This window comes from Pseudoalteromonas sp. DSM 26666, assembly GCF_900116475.1.
GTDB classification, from domain to species: domain Bacteria; phylum Pseudomonadota; class Gammaproteobacteria; order Enterobacterales; family Alteromonadaceae; genus Pseudoalteromonas; species Pseudoalteromonas tetraodonis.
The window spans coordinates 35,850-49,640 of record NZ_FPAR01000003.1; the positions used below are offsets into that span (position 1 = coordinate 35,850).

15 protein-coding genes are annotated in these 13,791 nt (G+C 41.0%); 6 read left to right on the forward strand and 9 right to left on the reverse strand.

All coding sequences use genetic code 11. The annotated features are described in order from the left end of the window. The 7 genes from BM380_RS06385 to BM380_RS06415 form a co-directional block, all read right to left on the reverse strand. A complete protein-coding gene (locus tag BM380_RS06385; RefSeq protein WP_090493616.1) occupies positions 1-840 on the reverse strand; it encodes an amidohydrolase family protein in 840 nt (279 codons plus the stop codon). After that, the gene (locus tag BM380_RS06390; RefSeq protein ID WP_013466010.1) at positions 837-1,565 is read right to left on the reverse strand and encodes an SDR family NAD(P)-dependent oxidoreductase; all 729 of its coding nucleotides are present in this window, start codon (positions 1,563-1,565) and stop codon (positions 837-839) included. The genes BM380_RS06385 and BM380_RS06390 overlap by 4 nt, the downstream gene beginning before the upstream one ends. Before the next feature lie 21 nt (positions 1,566-1,586). Beyond that, positions 1,587-2,075: an FKBP-type peptidyl-prolyl cis-trans isomerase gene (locus BM380_RS06395; RefSeq protein ID WP_090493618.1), complete on the reverse strand. Its 489-nt coding sequence runs from the start codon at positions 2,073-2,075 to the stop codon at positions 1,587-1,589. A gap of 65 nt (positions 2,076-2,140) precedes the next feature. Continuing rightward, the gene (locus tag BM380_RS06400; RefSeq protein ID WP_090493620.1) at positions 2,141-3,589 is read right to left on the reverse strand and encodes a transglycosylase SLT domain-containing protein; all 1,449 of its coding nucleotides are present in this window, start codon (positions 3,587-3,589) and stop codon (positions 2,141-2,143) included. Positions 3,590-3,645: 56 nt separating this feature from the next. Further along, positions 3,646-4,665, reverse strand: a complete 1,020-nt coding sequence (locus BM380_RS06405; RefSeq protein ID WP_090493622.1) for an MBL fold metallo-hydrolase — start codon at positions 4,663-4,665, stop codon at positions 3,646-3,648. A 56-nt stretch (positions 4,666-4,721) separates the two neighbouring features. Next, complete coding sequence (locus tag BM380_RS06410) at positions 4,722-5,027, reverse strand: cell division protein ZapA (RefSeq protein WP_013466007.1); 306 nt, start codon at positions 5,025-5,027, stop codon at positions 4,722-4,724. Further along, positions 5,027-5,257 (reverse strand): hypothetical protein, encoded by a 231-nt coding sequence (locus BM380_RS06415; RefSeq protein ID WP_008466311.1) that lies wholly within the window; start codon positions 5,255-5,257, stop codon positions 5,027-5,029. Before BM380_RS06415 ends, BM380_RS06410 begins: the two co-directional genes overlap by 1 nt. 238 nt (positions 5,258-5,495) lie before the next feature. Here BM380_RS06415 and BM380_RS06420 point away from each other — a divergent pair, with 238 nt between their 5' ends. Beyond that, positions 5,496-6,335 carry a 23S rRNA (adenine(2030)-N(6))-methyltransferase RlmJ gene (locus BM380_RS06420; protein WP_090493624.1) on the forward strand — a complete coding sequence of 280 codons (840 nt, stop codon included), beginning with the start codon at positions 5,496-5,498 and terminating at the stop codon, positions 6,333-6,335. A 382-nt stretch (positions 6,336-6,717) separates the two neighbouring features. Here the strand turns inward: BM380_RS06420 and BM380_RS06425 are convergent, their stop codons facing one another. After that, positions 6,718-7,524, reverse strand: a complete 807-nt coding sequence (locus BM380_RS06425; protein ID WP_090493626.1) for an META domain-containing protein — start codon at positions 7,522-7,524, stop codon at positions 6,718-6,720. Positions 7,525-7,659: 135 nt separating this feature from the next. Continuing rightward, positions 7,660-8,226, reverse strand: a complete 567-nt coding sequence (locus BM380_RS06430; protein ID WP_024601949.1) for a PhnA domain-containing protein — start codon at positions 8,224-8,226, stop codon at positions 7,660-7,662. A gap of 267 nt (positions 8,227-8,493) precedes the next feature. Here BM380_RS06430 and BM380_RS06435 point away from each other — a divergent pair, with 267 nt between their 5' ends. From BM380_RS06435 to BM380_RS06455, 5 genes are all read left to right on the forward strand, one after another. Beyond that, the gene (locus BM380_RS06435) at positions 8,494-9,768 is read left to right on the forward strand and encodes an EAL and HDOD domain-containing protein (RefSeq protein WP_013466003.1); all 1,275 of its coding nucleotides are present in this window, start codon (positions 8,494-8,496) and stop codon (positions 9,766-9,768) included. Between the two features lie 53 nt (positions 9,769-9,821). Beyond that, positions 9,822-10,430: a paraquat-inducible protein A gene (locus BM380_RS06440; RefSeq protein ID WP_090493627.1), complete on the forward strand. Its 609-nt coding sequence runs from the start codon at positions 9,822-9,824 to the stop codon at positions 10,428-10,430. Between the two features lie 63 nt (positions 10,431-10,493). Then, positions 10,494-10,868, forward strand: coding sequence for a hypothetical protein (locus BM380_RS06445; protein WP_090493629.1), 375 nt, complete (start codon positions 10,494-10,496; stop codon positions 10,866-10,868). Positions 10,869-10,971: 103 nt separating this feature from the next. Further along, complete coding sequence (locus tag BM380_RS06450; RefSeq protein ID WP_090493631.1) at positions 10,972-12,297, forward strand: TolC family protein; 1,326 nt, start codon at positions 10,972-10,974, stop codon at positions 12,295-12,297. Continuing rightward, positions 12,287-13,786 carry an efflux RND transporter periplasmic adaptor subunit gene (locus tag BM380_RS06455; protein ID WP_090493633.1) on the forward strand — a complete coding sequence of 500 codons (1,500 nt, stop codon included), beginning with the start codon at positions 12,287-12,289 and terminating at the stop codon, positions 13,784-13,786. The genes BM380_RS06450 and BM380_RS06455 overlap by 11 nt, the downstream gene beginning before the upstream one ends. Positions 13,787-13,791 lie beyond the last annotated feature (5 nt).

The window sequence follows — 13,791 nt, forward strand, 5'->3', positions numbered from 1 at the left end:
TTAGAGTTGATAGAGGCGCGCAGCATTTTTGTAACTCAAATGTTGCCATGTAAGATCATCGCTACATAGGCTTCGATAATGTTGCCATAACTCATTGTAGTTAATGTTAATTTGGCACACGGGGAAGTTGCTGGCAAACATCACTCTTTGCATACCAAAATGCTTTAAAATATGTGTAAAACATAGGGTTTGCTGCTCGCTATTAAGCATGAGTAATTCAAAGCCTGAAAACTTCATCGCAACATTAGGCTGTTGTGCGAGTAATTCAATGGCGCGTTGCCAGTTAGCAAGGTTGTGTGCAAGCCCTGCGTGATTAATGATGATTTGTAAGTCACTAACTTGGTTGGCATAAGAAATAAGTTGCTCGGTGATGTTGAGGTTTTCTATTTCAAATTGCGCTTCAAAATGCAGTTTTAAGTGGCACAAGTGGCGCAGGTTATCGAGACAATGAGGGTTCAATAAGCGCGTGGCATCATGACCTTCAGTGATATCTCTAATGCCGACAAGGGATGAATGTTTTAGATGTTTAAGTGCTAGTTTAAATGCGTTATTTGGTTGGTTAATTGTTGCAAAGCTAATCGCTTTGTAAGGTAGCCTTTTTATATGCTTTGCTAACCAGTTTAATTCATTAATAGGTTGCTCATTATCAAAGCCAGCTTCTATATGCACTAAACCAACGAGTTCAAAGTCCGTACTTTTGATTAGTTTAGCAACGCTAATCGGTTGTTTTATTTTATCTAAGTTAGGCCAAGCGGGTGGGTTAGCACCTTGCAGCCAGGTGTATTGACCCTCCAGCAAATTAAAAAAATGCACATGCGGGTCAATAATTTTAGTACTCATTGCGCTGTGTAACCGCCATCAATGCGTTGCAAACTGCCGGTAATAAAGCTGGCTTCTGGACTTACTAAAAAGTTTACCAGTGCTGCAACTTCATCGGCTTGGCCTAAACGATTAAGTGGTTGTAAAGCAGCTTCTTCGGCAACAATATCTGCCTTATTTGCGCCACTTTTTTTGCAGTATGCATCAATCGCATTATGAAATAATGGCGTTTCTATGGTGCCAGGACACACGGCATTAGTGCGAATATTAAAGCTTGCGTAATCTAAGGCGGTGGTTTTAGCCATCGAAGCCAATGCATGTTTAGTCAGGTTATAAGCAAATGAGTTTTGTTTGCCAATAATGGCCTGATCTGAGGCAATTAACACAATAGCGCCATCTTGTTGTGCTTTCATGGCTGGTAATACGCTTTGTATAGCCGCGTACGCACCTTTAACATTCAGTGCCATTAACGCATCGAATGTCGCTTCATCGGTTTGCTCAATTGTGGCACTTAGGTGCTTGCCAGCATTTGAAACAAGTACATCAATGCGTTGTGTTTTTTCAATAATAGCCTGTATACACTGGCGTACGGCGGTTACATTACTAACATCACATTGATGAAAAACACCACTCTCACTGGGTTCAATATCTAGGTTATGAACCTGATAGCCGCTCGTTAATAATCGCTGAACCACAGCAAAGCCAATGCCTTTAGAGCCACCGGTTACTATTGCAACTTTTGACATACTTGTTCCTTTAATTAGCAATTAATGTGCGTGGCCGCAACCACCTTCAGCATGAACATGGCCGTGAGAAATCTCTTCGTTTGTTGCTTCTCGAACTGAGACAACCTCAACATCAAAAGTCAGCGTTTTACCAGCAAATGGGTGGTTTAAATCACAATCAGCATTAAAGCGGCCTACTTTTACAATGGTTACTTGGTGGCGACCTTGGTTTGATTGCACCATAGCAGTCATGCCTGGTTTCCATACTTTTACATCACCTTGAAGGTGCTTAAGCGGAATGCGCTGAATTAAGTCATCAACACGCTCACCGTATGATTCACTTGGAGATAACGTAACGCTAAATTTATCACCAGCGGTTTTACCTTCAAGTGCGGTTTCTAAACCTAAAAGCATGCCTTCGCTGCCGTGAATATAACTTAATGGCGCGTCGTTTAGGCTGCTTTCGATTTGTTCACCCGCTTCGCTTAGGGTGTAATGAAATTCAACGGCCGAATTTTTACTGATTTGCATGCTTGTCTCTTTGAGTTTTAAATTAATTAAAGGCAATTTTACGCGAAATACTGCGCTTTAGAAACTTAACGTGGATGATTTAATGTATTTTGTAAGTCGAGTAACAGGTCTTTTTTCGCCGGTGTAGTTTTTGGCGTAGCGGCTTGAGGTATAAATAAAACCAACTGAGTCCCAGGTTTTAATACGCTTGAGGCAGATAATTTATTCCAACGCGCTAAATCGCTATGAGCAACGCCGTATAACTGACTTATATTCCAAAGGTTATCACCGGGTTTTACGTGGTAATCTACCTCGATGGTTGGAATGATTTGCTCTTTTTGTTCTAGATAAGGGCTTATTTTATAGTTAATAGTGAGCGACTCAGGCAAAGTTTGCGGCTCCCCTAAAATAAGCTTTTCGCCAACGCCAATAAAGTTATTTTGCTTATTATTGAGCTGTTTTAATACTTCTAAAGGCAAGCCAAAATGCCTAGCAATACCGTACAGCGTGTCATTTTTCTTAACGATGTATTCGCCTGCAAAATTGGCTTTAAAAAAGCGGTTTTTTAATAAAGCTTGTTGCTCTATAGGTAATAACAGAGTGTGCGGTCCATGGGGAGAGCTTTGATTTTTTAAATAACCCCGATTAAGGGCATGCAGTTGTTTGGCGCCCATGCCAGAGAGCTTGGCCATAACTGAAAAATCAAACTGTTTTGCCACATTTAGCGAGGTAGTCAGTGCTTTATAAGGAAGCTTTGGCCGTTTAAAATTTGCCTTAGGGTGTTTCACTAAATAGCTCAGTGCTAATAGTTTTGGTACATAGTCAGCGGTTTCTTTTGGCAGTGTTAGTGCCCAAAAGTCAGTTGATTTACCTCGTTTTTGATTGCGTTTTATAGCGCGCTTAACTCGGCCTTCACCGGTGTTATAGGCCGCAAGTGCATGTAGCCAATTACCATCAAAACGTTTATGTAAATAGCTCAAGTAATCAAGTGCCGCATCGGTTGAGGCTAATACATCCTGGCGTCCGTCGTACCATTGATCTGATTTAACCCCAAAATGATGCGCGGTTGCTGCAACGAGTTGCCACACACCCACAGCGTGTTCGCTTGAGCGTGCGGTAGGTCTAAAGCCACTTTCTACAAACGGTAACAAGGCGAGCTCCATCGGCAAGCGCTTTTGCTCAACTTTTTTTACAATATGGTATAAAAAAGGCGCTGCACGTCGAGACACTATTTTTAAATAATTAGGCTGTTTTAAATACCAGTTAATGCGTTTTTTTAACGCCTGATTTTGCTCAACCGGTAAATGTAAGTTATCAGCAATATGTGCCCATAACTCTGTGGGTTGAGCTATTTCAGGGGCTTTGGGGGTGGCTTTTTTATTAATGACTTTGTGAGTGTTTATAGAGGTCGGCGTATTTGATAGTGCCGGTTTTGACTCTACAGGTGTGGGAACTGCAGGCGCAATGATCTCTGGCCGGGTGGTTTTACAGCTGCATAGCAATACAATGGCAAAGCATAAGATCAAGTGACGCATTTTGTTCCTTTTTAAAAAATATATTTCCATATTTTAACACAATCCATTGTGTTCAGTTATTGACTGTTTTTAGCGCGAAGTAATCCCGATTGCAAAAATAAGTGACTTGATTTTATATCAAGTGGTTCTTGTTGATAAGGTTTTAGTGCCTCACTAGGGAAGTTTTTTTGTAATTGCTCAATACTGGCTTCAGGGTTATTTTTAGCATGCTCCGTAATCGCTTCTAAAAACGTGAGTGACTGTTTTAGTTTAACTTTATCGACTAAATCGCCATGTCCAGGAATAAAAAGTGACAGCGTATTATTATTTATATATTTTTTTAATAAGCGTTGCCATTGCTTAAGCTCGCCATGCCCAGGGTAAGGTAACCAATCGATGATATCACCACCAATTAAGGTTTTACCTTTGTCGGCAAGTAGTGTTAAATCGCCATTAGTATGTGCCTGATGCGAGTTTATAGTGAGTGTATAGCCACCTAAATCTAACGTTTTAGATTCACTAATACTCATTTTTGGTGGTGTTAATTGATAGTCTTGCCAGCGAAATAAGCGCTTTTTAGCGCGGGTAAGCTTTTCTCGCCATTGAACTTGCTCAGCATCGGGTAAGGTGGCTAATCGTTGATAGCTCAGCTCAATGCTTTTCTCGAATCCCTCTAGCTTGTCTGTTAAGGCTTGCTGGTAAAGCGAAAAGTCGTTAGCGACTTGTTGGTGAGTAATAAGTTTTGCGTCTGGGAAGTAATGCTGCATAACCGCCATCCCCAGTAAGTGATCGTCATGAAAGTGGGTTGCAACTAAATAACACAAAGGCGTCTTTAGACGTTGTTTTAGCTCAGTTACCAGTTGTTCTACCGCCGCAAAGTTACCACTGGCATCAACGAGTAATGCACATTCACTGCCTTCAATTAATACTTGGTTAGAGTCGTAAAAACGAAGTCTTTCAGGTTGCTTAAGAAATTGAATATTAGCTGACAACGGTTGCCACTCAATTGCCGCCTCGCTTTTTGTTTGCATAAACAAGCAAATTAAAGGCAGTAAGCACTTACCTATTTTTTGAGCTTTACTTAAAAATGGTTGCATCTTTATCTCTAGCTGTATTTTTGACGGTAAAAACAATAAAAGCGCAAAATGCGCTTCTATTTAGTGTGCTCAGAGTTCGAGCTTAAGTACTGACTCAATTTATCAATCAGTTGATCTTGATATTCAAGCTCAACTGATTTTTGAGTTTTCGCTTCAAGCAATTCGTGGCTTAAATTTAAGGCAGCCATAAGTAATGCTTTTTGATCGTTTCTGACTGTTGAACGTTGTTTCATTTGTTCAACTAAATCATTCAGATTTTTGGCGGCCGCTTTTAGTGCCTCTTCTTGCCCCGCAGGACAAGCAAATTGCTGCTCTTTACCAAGCAATTCAACAGTGACTCGCTGGTTTTGCAGCTCAGACATTAGCTTGCCTGTTGCGCGCTTTGTAATTTATCTAACAATGATGACAAGGTGGTACTTGCATCTTTTTGTTTTTCTTCATTTTCAAGGGCTTCTAACTGCAATAACTCATTTTCATCAAGTAGCTTGCTGTTTTGCTCTTTAAGCTCTGAAATATCAGTTTGTAACTGATTATTACGGGTAATTAGTTGGTCGATCAGTTGTTCGAGTTGTTGAAGAGTGTTGTTGTTCATAAATGCGCTCATATAACTGTAATTAATGTCATGCAAATGTAAAGCAAAGTGTGTTTATTTGCCAGCATTTACGCTGGTTTTAGGTGATTTTTATTCTATGTTAAGGGATAATTCACGCTATTGGCTTTTTCATTCAGAAGCGGTTCACGTAAACCCCCGCTTTTGCTGGTATCGATTGTCAAAGTAGTGTGCTTATGGTTCACTGATTTTATTAAATAGCGTATGGTGAAAATAAATAATGCTTAGTTACAGACACTCCTTTCATGCGGGTAACCCTGCCGATGTACTTAAACATTTAGTGTTAGCGCAAGTACTGGGTTATCAAACAATTAAAGATAAGCCGCTTGACTATATTGATACGCATTCGGGGGCTGGTTTTTTTGAGCTTGCTGCGCCTGACGCGCAAAAAAACCAAGAGTACCAAGATGGCATTGAAAAACTGTGGCAACATACTAGCCAACACAGTGCCTTAAATGACTACATTGAGCTAATAAAATCATTTAATGAGAGCGCATCGTTGGCGTTTTACCCAGGCTCACCAAAAATAGCCGAGCACTTTTTACGCCGTCAAGATAAGGGCTGGTTTTTTGAGCTACATCCGCGAGATTTAGTCTTACTTGAAGAAAACATGCAAGGTAAGCGCTCTATTCGTGTACGCGGCGAAAATGGGTTTGCAGGCTTAATTGGTCTGCTACCACCAGCCTCACGCAGAGCCTGTGTGTTAATAGACCCGCCATATGAAATAAAAGACGATTACAATACGGTGGTACAAACCATTGTTAAAGCACATCAACGCTTTGCAACAGGGACTTACATGATCTGGTATCCGGTTGTGGACAGAGAACGTATTGATAATATGGAGCAGGGTTTAATTGACGCGGGCATTAAAAATATTCAATTATTTGAATTAGGTACTGAAGCAGATACAGAAGTACATGGTATGACCGCCTCTGGAATGATAGTGATAAATCCACCCTGGAAGCTGAAACAAACTATGGATGACGTGTTACCTGAACTAGTAAGCTTGTTGAGTAAGCCAAGTGGCTTTTATCGCAGCGAGCAGTTAGTTGCCGAATAAAAATAAATAAGCCTAGGGTCTGTTGACCTTTGCGGATTAAAATTTGTTCAAACTAGGGGCGGTTTAATCGCGGCGCGAGGTTTGTAACCTAGTGGGCTAAGTAAAAACCGAGCAAAGCTTCCGCGTCCTGCTCACGCCCCTTACCTACATCCATGTAGGCAACAAAGAGTAAATCGCCCCTAAGCAGAACTCTTCGGGCAGCGCCTGTTTGGCATTGATGCTGCGTTATCGCCTATTTATGGGGAATAACCACACCACATAGGCTCTGCCTTGCCTAAATACCAAACAGACTGCTGCAAATTTAACCTTGAAAGATCAACAGCCCCTAGTTTAACTGGGCTTTATACTGTTCTGCTTAGATGCGGAGTATTGTTACGCTTAATTAAAAGTAAACAGCGTTAAAGGTAGCAAGTTGCTTGCCTGCCTCATTTTGTAATACTAATTTTTCACCGTTAATTTGCCATTGCGTTGCTGCTTGCAGCACACCCGCCATGGCGCTTTCTTGTTCCATATTTTCATGACACATTTTTTGCGTGGTAGCTAACTGCGTAAAAGTAACCGTTTGCTTCGATACTTCATAACCGCCATTAAAGTTATTGCACCCTAAAAAACCGTGCACAGTGTTGTCACTATTAAATTGAATAAATGGCTCTTTAGTATTCACTTCAACGGGATTGCCGTCAATTGAAACGGCTTTGAAGTAGGTATTTACTAAGTCAACGTCTGGCTTTGGCGCTACTTTTGAAACAATAATTTCTAAAGGCTCTGATGAGGCCGTATTAGCAAAAGGCGAGTTACTTGTTGTGCTGGTGTATAGTAAGTTTCCTTGATTATTAATGGTTGCGCGCACGCTGTAGCGATGGGCTGGATCAATTTTTTCAAGGTTGTATTCAAGCTCTACTTTATACGGCGGTGCGCCTACTAAATCAATTACCTGCTCAGAAATAACGGTTGCTGCTACATCCATTTTTGACACATCAACCAAGGTAACGGTTAGCTGTGAATTAGGCGCTAATAGGCTGCGATCTAAGTAGCTAACTTGTACCGGTAAGGTAGCTGTTGTTTGTTTCACAGCGCTATTTTGCTGTGTGGTATCATCGTTACATGCGCTAAGCATAAGTGTGCCACTTGCTAAAAAACATAGGCCTGCAACCGACTTTAAGATTGAGTTTGGCTTTGGTGAGAACATAACAGTTCCTAGATATAATTACGGATATAAGCAATAGCATACGGCTAAGTTACTTAATCATCGCTTAACTTGTAAATACAGCCAATACAGAAAGTTGAGATATAAAAAAAGACGCTAGGCGCCTTGATTCGTTACTTATTTTTTAACGTATTTAGTTAAAATTACAATACGTTGTCCATCAACACGCCCTTCAATATGTTCTGGGTTGCTGGTTAAGCCAATATTGCGCACAGCAGTACCGCGCTTTGCCGTTAAGCTGCTACCTTTCACATCTAAGTCTTTTATTAAGGTGACGGTATCGCCAGCTTGTAGCACTACGCCATTACTATCAATGTGTTTAATATCATCATCTTCAGCAAGCGCTTGCTGAGCCCATGTTAATGTGTCTTCTTCAAGGTAAATCATATCAAGTGCGTCTTGTGCCCAGCCATTATCGGCTGCTAGTCGTGTCAGCATGCGATAAGCAACAACTTGTACCGCCGGTGTTTGGCTCCACATGCTGTCATTTAAACAATGCCAATGAGTAGGAGTTAAATCGCGGGTGCCCTCAATTTGATCTTTACATGTTTGACAGGTGTAAATGCATTTATCTGAATGAGCTTCGGTAACTGGAGGTACTTCGTATACAGTTAAGTTATCTGTTGCTGCGCAGAGTTCACATTGGTTGTTGCTACGCTCTATTAAGGCTTGTTCAATGCTCATATTAGGGGCTCTTGTGAGTTTATAAAAAATATATAAGAGCATTATACCTTATAACCATAACCTTTGGGTATGCTCAGAGCGGCTGATAGCAGCAAAACCTTATAAAAAATAAGGTTAATAAAGGTTTTTATTTTAAGAATATAAATTTAGGCTTAGTCGCTTGTTTTTTATTCGAATTAAAATTGCAGCAAGTCTTTAAAGTTTCACTATACTGGTTAGGTATAACAATAAAAATAACGCTCACATCACTGCAAAACAGGAAGGGTAATGCCAAATAATCCAGACGTAAAAAATTCATCTATTTTGGTCACTCAATATATTGCTAGGCAACCCATTTTTCATGCTGATAGAAGCATTTTTGCCTTTGAGTTACTTTATCGCGATTCAGTTAATAATGCCTTTCCTGCGGGAACAACCGACGGGCAGGCCACTGGGCGACTTTTTTTTAATGCGTTAATGCTGGTTGGGGTGGAAAAGCTGGCGCTTAATCAGACCGTGTTTATAAACCTATCTAGTGAAGGACTTTTAGAGGATTTACCTACATTATTGCAGCCTGAAAATACTGTAATTGAAATTGTTGAGCGTACTGAAAATATCGAGCTTGTTACTCAACGAGTAACTGAGCTAAAAAAAGCAGGGTATGTATTTGCGTTAGATGATTATGACGCGCATGAAAAATGGCAACCTTTGCTCAGTTTGGTTGATTATATAAAGCTTGAAGTAGAAGAGCCTATAATAAAAACCACCATGCTACTTAAAAAGCTCAAACGCAATTACCCTGAGGTTAAAATAGTGGTAGAGCGAATTGAAACCTATGACGAATTTAGGCAGCTTAAAGAAGCTGGATGCGATTACTTTCAAGGATTCTTTTTTGCACGGCCAGAAATGCTCAGTTACGGTAATGTTGAGCCGTTAAAAATGGCGGTTTTTGATTTATTGCGCTGCACATCTCGTCCTGACTTGGATTTTAACGAAATTAATCAACGTATTTCTAAAGATGTGGGGTTAACCGCACGTGTTCTCAAACTAGTTAATGCTCGCTCTGCTAATAAAAATTTAGTGATTACGTCAATTCCACAAGCGGTTGTGTATTTAGGGGAAGATTCTATTAGAAAGTTTGTACGAGTACTGGCGCTGAGCGAACTTGGCTCAGACAAGCCTAGTGAACTTACTCGTTTAGGTTTATGTAGAGCGCAGTTTATGCAATTGATTTTAGAGCCCGGCGGAAAGATTATTGCAGAGCAAGGCTATTTAGTCGGCTTGATGTCGGTGCTTGATGCTATTTTAGATATGGAACTGGAAGCTATTGCCAAAGAGTTTAGTTTAGGGGCTGAGTTATCTGGTGCACTTTTAAGTTTTGATGGCATGATGGGGAACTCATTACATTTAATAAAAGCAGTAGAAGAAGATAACTGGCAATTGGCTAAAAAGTTGCTAGAGACTATTCGCCCTGCATCAGATATAGAGCTGGTGTATACAGCCATGTTAGATGCGCGCCAATATGCGGATGAGTTATTAGCCACCATTATTGAACAAGACTAACGCAAAACGTTTGGGTATGATTGGCACATATTGATTTTACTTAGTATTACACCATGCGTTTACTTTTACCTATCACGACTATTTTAATTGCCTTAGCTTTATTGATCCCCGGGGTGACACAGCCGGTGTTGAGTATGGAAGGCAAAATTGATAAATCTAAACTTGCTCAAGCCGGTATTGAAATGCTGGCAGATGAAGGAAATCAAAACACCCGTAATATGCTAATGATGATCTCGAGTATGTTGGGATTAGACAAACTTGAAGGCGAGATCCGCGCTTATCAAAAAACGCGTAGTATTTGGGGCACCGTTAACGAACTGGCCGATAACAAAAACTACTTAGTGGCGATATTAGTGGCGTTTTTTTCAATAGTGATCCCAACAATTAAGCTGCTGCTTCAATTTTTTTATTGTGCACTGAAGGAGACTTCGTTTAAGTACAAGCTTGGTAAAGTGATAATTGGCTTAAGTAAATGGAGTATGGTGGATGTGTTTGTTATTGCATTAATCGTGGCTTACATGGCTGGTAATGCAAACGCGAACTCAGAAGACTTACTTAATATGCATGCTGAGTTTGGTACTGGTTTTTGGTATTTTACCGGCTATTGCCTGTTCGCTATTGCGGCTAGTAGCTTGATAAAGCCAATGGTAAAAACCAGTTAATGATTGAGTTTTAAAGCCAGTTACCATAAACTTTTAGCGTCTATTTACTTTTAGGTTATTTCATTGCAACGTATTTACTGTATTTTACTCACGCTAACTTTGTTACTCACTTTTGTGGGTCAAGCCGTTGCGTCTGTATCTATGGTATGTGATGTGCCGCATATGAACATGGCAACCCATGCACCGATGCAGCATAGTGAAATGGCAATGAGTGACGACGCTGATACAACAACCATGTCTATGGATTGCTGTAGTGAGCAAAGCACGTTAACCCAAGATTGCAGTTGCCCGATGAGTGCTTGTAATTCGCATTCGGCCTTGCATGTAAACTCGCTATTTATAGCTTCCAAATTACCCTCTGAAAAAGTGCACCTTGCTGTCATGCAGCGCCAACCTAATTTTGCACGATCTCTTTATCGTCCTCCTATGCCTGCATAACCGCAGGATAGGTGTATTCAAAATCTAGCCATTTAGCTTTTTGTCATCTATCTGCTTAAAAATTTAATCGTTTTTTATTTTTTAAATTTAAGTGGAGCAAGTGATGAATCACTTCGCAGTATTAAAAGCCGTTTGTGTGAGCAGCTTATTGAGCATTAGTGTCTCTGTACACAGTGCTGAACTGAGTTTAAATGAGGCAATTAACTATGCCTTAAACCATGAGCCTTGGCTTAAAGCCAGCAAACAAAAACAAACATCAATTGAAGCAAAAAGTATTGCCGCAGGTACCTTACCTGATCCGGTACTCACGCTAGGGTTAATGAACTTACCCACTAATGGTTTTGCTTTTGATCAAGAAAATATGACCCAATTTAAAGTAGGAATTAGCCAATCGTTAAGCCGAGGCGATAGTTTAGCATTGCAGCAAAAAGCACTGTCTCAGTCGGCTGCGGCAGAGCCTTGGCTTCGTAAAGATAGACTCGCGCAGGTAAAAACCACAGTGACCGAGTCATGGCTCAATGCGTTCAGAGCGCAGCGAACTATTGCACTTATTGAGCAGGACAAAGCCTTGTTTACTCAGTTAATCGATATTACCGAATCAAGTTATGTAAGCTCGGTGGGTAAAACACGCCAACAAGATATTATTCGTGCGCAATTAGAGCTAACCCGCCTTGAAGATAAACTAATGCAACTTGATCAACAGCTTCAAGGTGCTAAAAAGCGGTTAACACAATGGTTGCCCATCGACATGCTAAGCCAGCCTGTTGGTGAGGACTTTTCAGCGCTTGCAGCGTTAAAAAACTACACGGAGTTAGAGTTTCAGCAATTAATGGCATTGTTATTAAAGCACCCCGCTATTATGGCGATTGATAATGCAATAGAGGCAAAGCAAACTCAAATCAGTGTGGCTGAGCAAGGCTATAAACCGCAAATTGGTGTGAATATGGGATATGGTTATCGTGATGATATGCCAATGGGGGGCTCGCGAGCAGACCTTTTCTCTGTGGGAGTGAGTATCGATTTACCGCTATTTACCGATAATCGCCAAGATCAACTCGTTAATGCCGCGATTGCTGATAGCGAAGAGGCAAAAACACAAAAATTAATTGCCCTTAAAAAGCTACAAGGAATGTACTTTAAGGAAGTCAGCCAACTAACACGATTAAGTCAGCGAGCAGCGCTCTATAAAACTAAATTATTGCCGCAAATGGCCGAGCAATCCCAAGCGACCCTGAATGCTTATACTCGCGATGATGGTAATTTTTCGGATGTGATGCAAGCGCGGATCAGCGAATTAAATGCCAAAATAGACGCACTTAATATTCATGTTGATCAAAAAATTATTATTGCACGGTTAAATTATTACGCCAGTGCTGATGACGCCAGCTTAAAAAACTTATCACAGCAGGAGCTAACCTATGAATACTAATTTAAAATTGTCATTGGTGGCTATATGCAGTGCAGCGCTGACGGCCGGGGTGTTATTGAGCTTGCCAGCTGAGCACACTATGCCAAGCAATGACAAAACCAGTAGTAAAAAAGAGCCGCTTTATTGGGTGGCACCAATGGACAGTAATTATCGTCGTGATGAACCGGGTTTATCACCTATGGGTATGGATTTAGTGCCTGTTTATGAAGAGTCAGACAGTGATGCAAATGAAGGCCCCGGCAGTGTTAAAATTTCACCTACCGTGATCAACAACTTAGGTGTACGCACGGCACCGGTGGAGTTTGCAGCGCTGGAAAATGAAGTCAACACGGTAGGCTATGTACAGTATAACCAAGACCAGCTCATTCATATTCATCCGCGGGTGGAGGGCTGGGTAGAGACATTATATGTGAAGGCCGCAGGCGATCAGGTTAAACAAGATGAGCCACTTTATACCTTGTATTCACCGCAATTAGTCAATGCCCAAGAAGAGTTTGTTTTAGCGTTAAAGCGCAATAATCCGGTGTTAATTCGGGCGGCTAAAGCACGTTTAAAATCGCTTAATGTGTCTGAGGGTTTTATTTCACGCTTACAAAAAAGTCAGCAAGTGCTACAAAATATTACTTTTTATTCTCGCCAAGGTGGCGTTGTTGATGAGCTTAATATTCGTGAAGGGTTTTACGTTAAACCAGATACATCAATGATGAGTATTGCTCAGCTTGACGAAGTGTGGGTTGAGGCTGAGGTATTTGAACGCCAAGCTGAGCTGATCCGTGTTGGCTTACCGGTAACCATGACACTCGATTATTTAAGTGGTCAACGTTGGCAAGGGCAAGTGGATTATATTTACCCTACTTTAGATGCTAAAAATCGTACTTTACGAGTGCGTTTGCGCTTTAATAACGAAGGTCATCAGTTAAAACCAAATATGTTTGCGCAAGTGAGTATTCATAGCCAAAAAGCTGAAAAGCAGTTAATTGTGCCTAAAGAGGCGGTTATTCGCACTGGTAGCCAAAACCGCATTGTAATTGCGCTTGGTGAGGGGCGTTTTAAATCGGTTGAAGTAACCTTAGGGCGAAGCGATGCGACTCATACTGAGATTTTATCGGGTGTTATGGCTGAAGATGAAGTGGTTACTTCAGCACAGTTTTTAATTGATTCAGAGTCGAGTAAAAGCTCTGACTTTAAGCGTATGCAAGCCCCTTCGCACAGCACAATGGCAATGAGTGATAGTGACCCAAGCATGGCTACTGTGAATGGGGTTATCAACAGCATTGACCCTAGCACGCGGGTTATGAATATTAGCCGTGAGGCGATTGAAAAGTGGGGGCGCGGACCTGCAACTATGGACTTTGTGTTAGCAAAAAATGTAACCATTGAGGCGTTTAAGCTAAATGATGAAGTTACATTTACCTTTAGTATTGAGCAAGGTGAGTTTGTGATCCATACAATGACTTCTGTGCATGCTATGCACAGTCAGCACGAGTAGGAGTG

Coding starts and splice junctions, on each gene's coding strand:
- BM380_RS06385 (WP_090493616.1), bottom strand. CDS start 840: ATGAGTACTAAAATTATTGACCCGCATGTGCATTTTTTTAATTTGCTG.
- BM380_RS06390 (WP_013466010.1), bottom strand. CDS start 1,565: ATGTCAAAAGTTGCAATAGTAACCGGTGGCTCTAAAGGCATTGGCTTT.
- BM380_RS06395 (WP_090493618.1), bottom strand. CDS start 2,075: ATGCAAATCAGTAAAAATTCGGCCGTTGAATTTCATTACACCCTAAGC.
- BM380_RS06400 (WP_090493620.1), bottom strand. CDS start 3,589: ATGCGTCACTTGATCTTATGCTTTGCCATTGTATTGCTATGCAGCTGT.
- BM380_RS06405 (WP_090493622.1), bottom strand. CDS start 4,665: ATGCAACCATTTTTAAGTAAAGCTCAAAAAATAGGTAAGTGCTTACTG.
- BM380_RS06410 (WP_013466007.1), bottom strand. CDS start 5,027: ATGTCTGAGCTGCAAAACCAGCGAGTCACTGTTGAATTGCTTGGTAAA.
- BM380_RS06415 (WP_008466311.1), bottom strand. CDS start 5,257: ATGAACAACAACACTCTTCAACAACTCGAACAACTGATCGACCAACTA.
- BM380_RS06420 (WP_090493624.1), top strand. CDS start 5,496: ATGCTTAGTTACAGACACTCCTTTCATGCGGGTAACCCTGCCGATGTA.
- BM380_RS06425 (WP_090493626.1), bottom strand. CDS start 7,524: ATGTTCTCACCAAAGCCAAACTCAATCTTAAAGTCGGTTGCAGGCCTA.
- BM380_RS06430 (WP_024601949.1), bottom strand. CDS start 8,226: ATGAGCATTGAACAAGCCTTAATAGAGCGTAGCAACAACCAATGTGAA.
- BM380_RS06435 (WP_013466003.1), top strand. CDS start 8,494: ATGCCAAATAATCCAGACGTAAAAAATTCATCTATTTTGGTCACTCAA.
- BM380_RS06440 (WP_090493627.1), top strand. CDS start 9,822: ATGCGTTTACTTTTACCTATCACGACTATTTTAATTGCCTTAGCTTTA.
- BM380_RS06450 (WP_090493631.1), top strand. CDS start 10,972: ATGAATCACTTCGCAGTATTAAAAGCCGTTTGTGTGAGCAGCTTATTG.
- BM380_RS06455 (WP_090493633.1), top strand. CDS start 12,287: ATGAATACTAATTTAAAATTGTCATTGGTGGCTATATGCAGTGCAGCG.